Genomic DNA, 7,265 nt, shown 5'->3' with positions numbered 1-7,265 from the left:
TTTTGTTGCATAAAAAATGCAACAATTGCAGAAATGTTGCCAAATTAAAATATAAATCATTTGTTTGCATAGATTTATACCGCTAAATTTGTGCATATTGACATGGCCTGAATAAATCTGTAAATGCTGTAAAAAATAAATGCAGATTTTCAGGAGGTGATCTTATGAGAACAATGAGAAATCTGCTTGTGAAAAAAGCTGTGGTGACGGTGCTGGCGGTGGGAGTTTCGATGGCGGCGGTGAATGCCTTTTGGGGCGGTTCGGACAGTGCGCTCTCTCAGCTTGGGTCTAGCGGCAGTGAGGTTAGGGCTATTCAGGAACGCCTTAAAGAACGTGGTTTGTTCAACGATTCTGTGACGGGATACTACGGTGAGAAAACAAAAGCCGCTGTGATAAAATTTCAGAAACAGCAGGGGATAAGTCAGACGGGAACGGCAGGTCCGCAGACTCTGCGTGCGTTGGGCATTTCTATCGGCTCTGTGCCGTCGGCTACGGAGCAGAATATCAATCTTTTGGCGAGGATAATCTCTGCCGAGGCCAGGGGCGAGCCTTATGTGGGACAGGTGGCTGTGGGTGCGGTGATACTCAACCGTATTGAACACCCGTCTTTCCCTGACACGCTTTCGGGGGTAATTTACCAAAACGGCGCTTTTACGGCGGTGGTGGACGGACAGTTCAACGAGCCTGTTGCCGCTTCAGCTTACAATGCTGCCCGTGACGCTTTGAACGGCTGGGATCCTACCAACGGCTGCGTTTACTACTACAATCCTGCTAAGACTTCAAACGCTTATATGCACGCTAAGCCTACGGTGACGGTTATTGGAAGCCATAGGTTTTGTATGTGAAACAAAAGCCGCCCTGCGCAGTGCAGAGCGGTTTTGTGCTATTTATGTACGAAAAAGTAATCGCTGCCGTTTAGGGATATTGGTATGGAGTAGAGGATATCGTCGGAAAAATAGCTGGTGATGTAGCCTGCTATATCGGCGAGCTTTTCGGTATCGGAAATGTCTATGGCATAGGCGTCTACATATGAGGTCTTGCCAGTTATGGCTATTCTTACATCATTTATATGGAAAACGTCTTTTACTTCTTCAAGTATCTCTCTTGGGCTTCTGTAGCCGGAGATGACTTCTGCTTTGCCGCCGAGGTTTATTGTGACTATTGACATATTAACTATCTCTCCTGGGCTTCTGTAGCCGGGGGTGACTTCTGCTTTGCCGCCGAGGGTTATTGTGACTATTGACATATCAACGTTACAGCTTTGCAGAAGCTCTTCCATTTCCTTGATGTTGTGTTCGTAAAGCACTGTTACCTCACATCTGTTGCCTTGATCATAAATGCTGCAGGAGGTGAAAGTTGGGCGGTAACCCATTTCTTCCAGGTCGCACAAAAGATTTGATACTTTATACGGATTTGTTATAGGCGTATCGCTGATGGGGAGATCGCCTGTCGGCTCTGGGTAGGCGGTGTGGACGTCCACAAGGTCGATATTTACGCCGTATGCTTGGAGGTAGGCTTTTGTGCAGGTGACGTCATTTTCGGTGTTTACTGTTACGTCGAGGTAGGTTTCATGGTTTTTGGCGGATATTATGCCAAAGTCTGCGGCTCTTGAATTTAGTGCGGAGAGTATTACGTTAAGATCGTCTGTGTTTTCAAGGTCGGTGAGGCGTTCGGTAAAGGTCGGTATCTCTATATCTGCCACTTCATATGTGCCAAGCTCGTCTTCGGTGAGCTGTTTATCGGTCTGTTCGTCAGAGTCGGTCTGTGAACTGTCATTGTGGATATAAGTTCTTTGCTCAGGAACTGGACCTTTACTCACAAACAGGTTGACTTCTTGCCCTGCTTGTATTTCTTCCCCTGCGGCAGGCTCGGTATTCATGACAGTTTCGGCGGCGACAGTATCGCTATATCTATCACGTCTTACGGGCGTGCCGCCTGCCTGTGCGATAAGCTTTTCGGCTTCGGCATAGGTCTTGTTGGTAACTTCCGGCACTGTGATAGGCTGTGGGGTCTGGGGCGGCTGTGTTGTGGTATCGGTGGAGGCTGTTGAGGGGGCAGGGGTGGTGGCATCGATATCGGGCTTTAAAAGTCCGCTGAATGCGAATGCTCCCACTGCTATGGCGGCGCAGGCTGCTGCTGCGGCTATGCCGACGGATTTTCTTCTAAGCTTTATAGGCTGGGGTTTTGTTTCTGTGTGTGCGCTGTCGGCTGAGTTGGTGATAAAGGCTTTATTGTCTATTTTTTGCAGGATAGCGTCAAGATTTTCAGACTTGCTTTCGCTGTGGGACTTTTTCATTATATCTGTCATTTTCATTGCTTTGTTCCTCCTTTTCACAGTATGTTTTTTTCAGCTTGTCAAGGGTGCGGTATAGTCTTGATTTTACGGTGGACTGGGACAAGCCTAGGCATGATGCAGTTTTCTTGATAGTATAGCCGTACTGATAATGCAGTACGAAAATGCGGTAGGTGGTACCGTCGGAGCTTTTGAGATAGCTCATCACCTGCTCATAGTCGAAAAAGTCGGCGTTTTCAAGGGTAGCAAGGGCTTTTTCGTCGGGGATATTCAGGTCGGTGATATCCTCGAATGTGGCTTTGGGCTGTTGTCTGTAATGGTCTGCAACATAGTGCTTGGCTATACGCAGGACGTAATGCCTGACGTTTTTTATTTTCCCCTGGGTGGTGATAAGGGAGCGGTAAAAATCAAGATACACGCTTTGGAGTGCGTCTTCTATAAGCTCTCTGGTGGGAAGCTTTGAGGTGAGATAGCAGTTTATATAATCGTATGTATCATTATAAGCCTGCACGAATGTATCTTTTAGTTCTGTTCCCATGGTTTTTCCTCCTTTCTTTTTTTGCTCTGTGAGCTTTCACCCTAATAGTCGGGAATTTTGCTGAAAAAGTTTCAGCTTTGTGAAAAGTTTTTTGTAAAGAAAAAGGACGGCAGAAGCCGTCCTGATAAAAACGCTGTGTTTAGTCTACAGAATAATATTTCTGAAGTCTTGTTTTGAATATCTCACAGATGATGTTTGCAGCTAATCCTGCTGTGAATACAGATACGAAAAGTATCAGAAATACTTTTGTTGCTTTGCTCATGCTATCTTCCTCCTGTAATTCTGTGACGCTGTTTTTACAGCCCTTTTCTTTAGGTCTATTATACTATAATCTTGCTCTGATTGCAAGCGGTTTGTGAAAAAATACGGCTTTTTATAAAAATATTTGCAAAAATCAAAGCATTGTGTTATAATATCTCTATGTGTTATATTTTTATGTAATGAGGAAATTTTAAATGGCAGAAACAGGCAAACAAAGCAGCTATAAAAAGCTGTTTTCAAATACTCTGGTGTTCGCTATAGGTTCGTTCAGCTCAAAAGTCCTTGTGCTGTTGCTTGTGCCTATATACACCAACTATCTTACTACGGCTGAGCTGGGAGTTACGGACGTTCTCACTCAGATAGCTAACTGGATAATACCTCTTGTGACCATGACTATCACGGAGGCTATAATCAGATTTGGTCTTGACAAGGCTTATGACAAGGTAAAGGTCTTTACCCTTGGCAATCTTATATGCTTCTTTGGTCTGGCGGTGTTCGGTATTTTGCTGCCTATTGTGTCGGTGACGGGAATTGCTGACAAGTATATTGGCGGATACAGCTTGATACTATATATATATGTATTCACATCAAGCATGAAGTCGCTTTACTCAACTTTCGTGCGTGCAATGGAGCAGGTGAAGCTGTTTGCTTTTAATGGCATACTGACCACGTTCTTTACGCTGTTTTGGACGGCAATGTTTTATATGGTGCTTCCTGAGGGATTTCTCGGTCACGGCACGGGCATTGAAAAGTATTTGCTCGCTACCATTCTTTCCGACCTTATCTCGGTGGTATTTCTCACGTTCAAGTCAAAGCTTTGGAGATATATAAACTTCAAGGATATCGACAGGGAGCTTTTGCAGGTAATGCTTCAATACTCTGTGCCTCTTATCCCTGCTCAGCTTTTGTGGCTCATAACAAACAGCTCGGATTCATTTATGACTACCCACTATCTTGGCTCGGACTACAACGGCGTGCTGTCGGCGGCTTACAAGATACCTAACCTTGTGTCAACGGTATATCTTATGTTCGGTCAGGCTTGGAATATGTCGGCGATAACGGAGGACGATTCTGATGACAGAGATTCCTTCTATGAGAATGTTTTTGATTTCAATCAGAGCCTTTTGTATATTCTTGTGGCAGGCTGTCTGCTTATCGTTCAGCCTGTGACTAACTTCTGGATAGGCGCAGATTTCCGTGACTGCGTAAAATACTCGCCTATCATCATATATGCGACCATTTATTCATGCTTCACCACTTTTATGGGGTCTATTTATCTTGCTTCAAAGCAGACAAAGAGGTCACTTTTTACGAGCCTTGTTTCAGGTGTGATAAACGTGGGGCTGAACGTTATACTCATACCCAGGATAGGACTTTACGGTCCGCCTATATCCACGGTTGCGGCTTACATGACGGTTTTCATCATAAGAGCCATAGACTCGAGAAAGCTAGTGCCGTTCAGGATAGATATGAAAAAGATGATAGTGAACAACATCGTTATCCTTGTGATGATGTTCATTTGCCTTTTTGAAACTGACCTTATGCACCACCTGCCTTTGTATGCTATCGTGGCACTGCTTTTCTTTGCGGTCTTTATACTCAACCGAAAGGCTGTGGAGAGCATATTCTACAAGGTGCTTCCTGCAAGGATAGCTTCACATTTTGTGAGCCTTAGCACTGCAAAGCTTTGCACAGTTATAGGCGGCCTGGCTGTATTTGTACTCATAGACTTGCTCACAAGGGGCATTATTGTGTATGCTTTGCTTCTGGCAGGCTTTGTCTTTGCAATATACAAAAACAAGAACAGGCTTATGTATATCTTTATGGTGCTTATGCCGCTGAGTCTGGTTTTCAGGCACGGCATGGTATGGGCAGCGGTGGCATTTCTGATACTGGCGGTGGCTGTTATTATCAAAAACCGCAGGCCAGCAGATGTTTTCATTGGCATTGCGGCACTTGATATACTGCTTGGTGCGGCGGCAGGACTTTGGTTCGGTGTGCTTGCGGCGGCGGTGCAGACACTTGTATGCGGCTTTATATTCCGCAGACAGATATGGGATAAGCTTATTGAATGGGCATATAAAAAGCGGTAGAGATACTGCGTTTTATAGATAAAGGGGCTATGCTCCTATTACACCAATGGAGGTTTTTATCATGGCAGAATTGAAATTTGAGATCACAGAGCGTATAGGCGTACTTTCTGAAAACGCTAAGGGCTGGACAAAGGAGCTTAACAAGGTTTCCTGGAACGAGAGAGAGCCTAAATATGACCTGAGAGAATGGAATCCAGACCACAGCAGAATGGGCAAGGGTATCACTCTTACAGACGAAGAAGTGGAAACTCTCAAGGCTATTCTCAACGGTGAGGAGATAGAGGACGATATCAACGAGGCTGACATTCTTTAAAAAATTGTAAATGTTCGGTAAACAGTTAAATGATAATCAATTGTTAATCATGAGTTTAAAAATGTTTGCTATAATTTCCGAGAAGAACAATTAAACGGCGGAGTTGTGCGTTATTTTATGCATGGCTGCCGCCGGAAGCTTGCACATAAAAGGCGTTTCGTATCAGTATCTAAAGGATACGGAACGCTTTGAACGTACAGGGCGAGTAATAATATATTCGGAGGGAATTATAGTTATATGGAACAGCATGGCATTAGCAAGCTTGATCTCAAGAGGCGCAACCGTATGCAGGTTCTCAAGATACTCAAGCAGAGAGGCCCTACTTCCCGTATCGACATTGCGGGAACTTTAGAGCTTACAAGAGCCGCTGTCACGATCATAACAAATGAAATGATCGAGCAGGGGATAATACAGGAAATAGGCGAATACAAGCACGTTACAGAAAAAGCTCCGAGAGGCAGAAAAAAGATACTTATCGACATAAATCACCACTACAAGTTCGTTATAGGCGTAACGGTAGAGGAGGATATCGTAAGCGTTGGTCTGTCAACTCTGGCAGGTGCAGTTCTCGATAAGAGAAATCTGGCTATCAACGAAAAGACGGACTACAGCACTATTTTTGATTTCACTGAGAAGTCTATAAACGAGGTACTGGGCGACAACTGCCTTGACAAGAACTCTATTCTCGGCATCGGTTTCGGCATATTCCCGACTATGTACTCAAGACTTGGTATCAATGTTGAAGACGGCGAGCCTGACTATTCTAAGCTAAAGGCTGCAATAAGAGAGAAAACTGAGCTTCCGCTGGTTTTTGACAACTCTGTAAAGGGTACGGCTATGGCAAATATCGACTTCCTTAAAACAAAGGATATAAACAGACACAACATAGCCTTTTTGCAGTATGGCAACACTATGCACTTTGTTGTGACGAATCTTAACGATCCGATCGTTTCATATGATAACAGAACTAACTTCGTGGATAAGATGATAATCAACCCTTATTCTGACAGGACTTGTCCTTGCGGAAGAAGGGGCTGTGTTGAGAGTGAACTCACTCCATCGGCTACTATGTCAAAGCTCAGGGAAGTATTTTCTGCTGAAAAGACGCCTTTTCTCTATGAGGCGGCAAGGGGAAGCTTTGAGAATGTCAATCAGGATATGATAACGATGGCATACGAGAAAGACGACAAGGCTGTAAAAGAGATACTTAACGGCGAGCTTACGCTGTTAGCGGTGCTTCTTAACAACTTGTATTTTTCTACCAATCCGCAGAAGATAGTGCTTCATCAGTTCAAATTCCAGAATGAAAAGGCGTTCCAGAAGTTAAAGGACGCTGTGACAGAGATAGGCGGAGCACTTGTTTCAAGTAAGATCGAGCTTTCTATTATTGAGGACAAACACAGATTCCTGTCAGGCTGTGCGCTTGCAATAAGAGAATTGTTCTTTAACAGGGGCGGATTTGATACATCTTCTAATAATTAAGAACATCAGAGCAGGGCATTGCCCTGCTTTTTCTTATATGTATATAGTGTAAACTGAACAACATAGTGAAAAATATCTAAATTATCGGGTAGAAAATGTATAAAAGAGAGAAACGATGAAAAAGCTATTGACAAATGTCGCTGTAGATGATAAAATATAAAAGTCGCTTGATGAGAGCGATGAATGTGAAGAAAGTGATGACGATGAACGCTTTTTGAAAGAGTTCAAACGAATTCATAAAGAATTCACAAAGAAAAGTCTTGACAAAGCTTAGCTAATATGATA

General features: G+C 43.8%; 7 protein-coding genes. 4 read left to right on the top strand and 3 right to left on the bottom strand.

The features are described 5' to 3' along the window. Positions 1 to 230: 230 nt before the first annotated feature. Positions 231 to 845 (top strand): spore cortex-lytic enzyme, encoded by a 615-nt coding sequence (sleB, locus tag WS40_RS09830; protein ID WP_325208524.1) that lies wholly within the window; start codon positions 231 to 233, stop codon positions 843 to 845. A 38-nt stretch (positions 846 to 883) separates the two neighbouring features. Here sleB and WS40_RS09825 read toward each other — a convergent pair whose 3' ends face one another. The 3 genes from WS40_RS09825 to WS40_RS11640 all read right to left on the bottom strand — a co-directional run bounded on the left by WS40_RS09825 (position 884) and on the right by WS40_RS11640 (position 3,093). Beyond that, complete coding sequence (locus WS40_RS09825) at positions 884 to 2,314, bottom strand: PASTA domain-containing protein (RefSeq protein WP_046441947.1); 1,431 nt, start codon at positions 2,312 to 2,314, stop codon at positions 884 to 886. Next, positions 2,265 to 2,831, bottom strand: coding sequence for a sigma-70 family RNA polymerase sigma factor (locus tag WS40_RS09820; protein ID WP_046441944.1), 567 nt, complete (start codon positions 2,829 to 2,831; stop codon positions 2,265 to 2,267). The genes WS40_RS09825 and WS40_RS09820 overlap by 50 nt, the downstream gene beginning before the upstream one ends. A 139-nt stretch (positions 2,832 to 2,970) precedes the next feature. Then, positions 2,971 to 3,093, bottom strand: coding sequence for a hypothetical protein (locus WS40_RS11640; RefSeq protein ID WP_325208523.1), 123 nt, complete (start codon positions 3,091 to 3,093; stop codon positions 2,971 to 2,973). Positions 3,094 to 3,286: 193 nt separating this feature from the next. On the opposite strand from WS40_RS11640, the gene WS40_RS09815 reads away from it, so the two are divergent. The 3 genes from WS40_RS09815 (at position 3,287) to WS40_RS09805 (ending at position 6,980) form a co-directional block, all read left to right on the top strand. Then, positions 3,287 to 5,185: a lipopolysaccharide biosynthesis protein gene (locus WS40_RS09815; protein WP_325208522.1), complete on the top strand. Its 1,899-nt coding sequence runs from the start codon at positions 3,287 to 3,289 to the stop codon at positions 5,183 to 5,185. Positions 5,186 to 5,246: 61 nt separating this feature from the next. After that, complete coding sequence (locus WS40_RS09810) at positions 5,247 to 5,498, top strand: YdbC family protein (RefSeq protein ID WP_022287989.1); 252 nt, start codon at positions 5,247 to 5,249, stop codon at positions 5,496 to 5,498. 237 nt (positions 5,499 to 5,735) lie between these two features. After that, the gene (locus WS40_RS09805) at positions 5,736 to 6,980 is read left to right on the top strand and encodes an ROK family transcriptional regulator (protein WP_046441943.1); all 1,245 of its coding nucleotides are present in this window, start codon (positions 5,736 to 5,738) and stop codon (positions 6,978 to 6,980) included. The last annotated feature ends 285 nt before the right edge of the window (positions 6,981 to 7,265 follow it).

The organism is Ruminococcus sp. N15.MGS-57 (assembly GCF_000980385.1).
In the GTDB taxonomy this organism is placed as follows: Bacteria; Bacillota; Clostridia; order Oscillospirales; family Ruminococcaceae; genus Hominimerdicola; species Hominimerdicola aceti.
The sequence above is the reverse complement of the archived record's forward strand: the minus strand, read 5'-3'. Positions and strand labels throughout refer to the sequence as shown.

Bases quoted from the DNA above. Each gene is read 5' to 3' on its own strand.
- sleB (WP_325208524.1), top strand. From the start codon at position 231: ATGGCGGCGGTGAATGCCTTTTGGGGCGGTTCGGACAGTGCGCTCTCT.
- WS40_RS09825 (WP_046441947.1), bottom strand. From the start codon at position 2,314: ATGAAAATGACAGATATAATGAAAAAGTCCCACAGCGAAAGCAAGTCT.
- WS40_RS09820 (WP_046441944.1), bottom strand. From the start codon at position 2,831: ATGGGAACAGAACTAAAAGATACATTCGTGCAGGCTTATAATGATACA.
- WS40_RS11640 (WP_325208523.1), bottom strand. From the start codon at position 3,093: ATGAGCAAAGCAACAAAAGTATTTCTGATACTTTTCGTATCTGTATTC.
- WS40_RS09815 (WP_325208522.1), top strand. From the start codon at position 3,287: ATGGCAGAAACAGGCAAACAAAGCAGCTATAAAAAGCTGTTTTCAAAT.
- WS40_RS09810 (WP_022287989.1), top strand. From the start codon at position 5,247: ATGGCAGAATTGAAATTTGAGATCACAGAGCGTATAGGCGTACTTTCT.
- WS40_RS09805 (WP_046441943.1), top strand. From the start codon at position 5,736: ATGGAACAGCATGGCATTAGCAAGCTTGATCTCAAGAGGCGCAACCGT.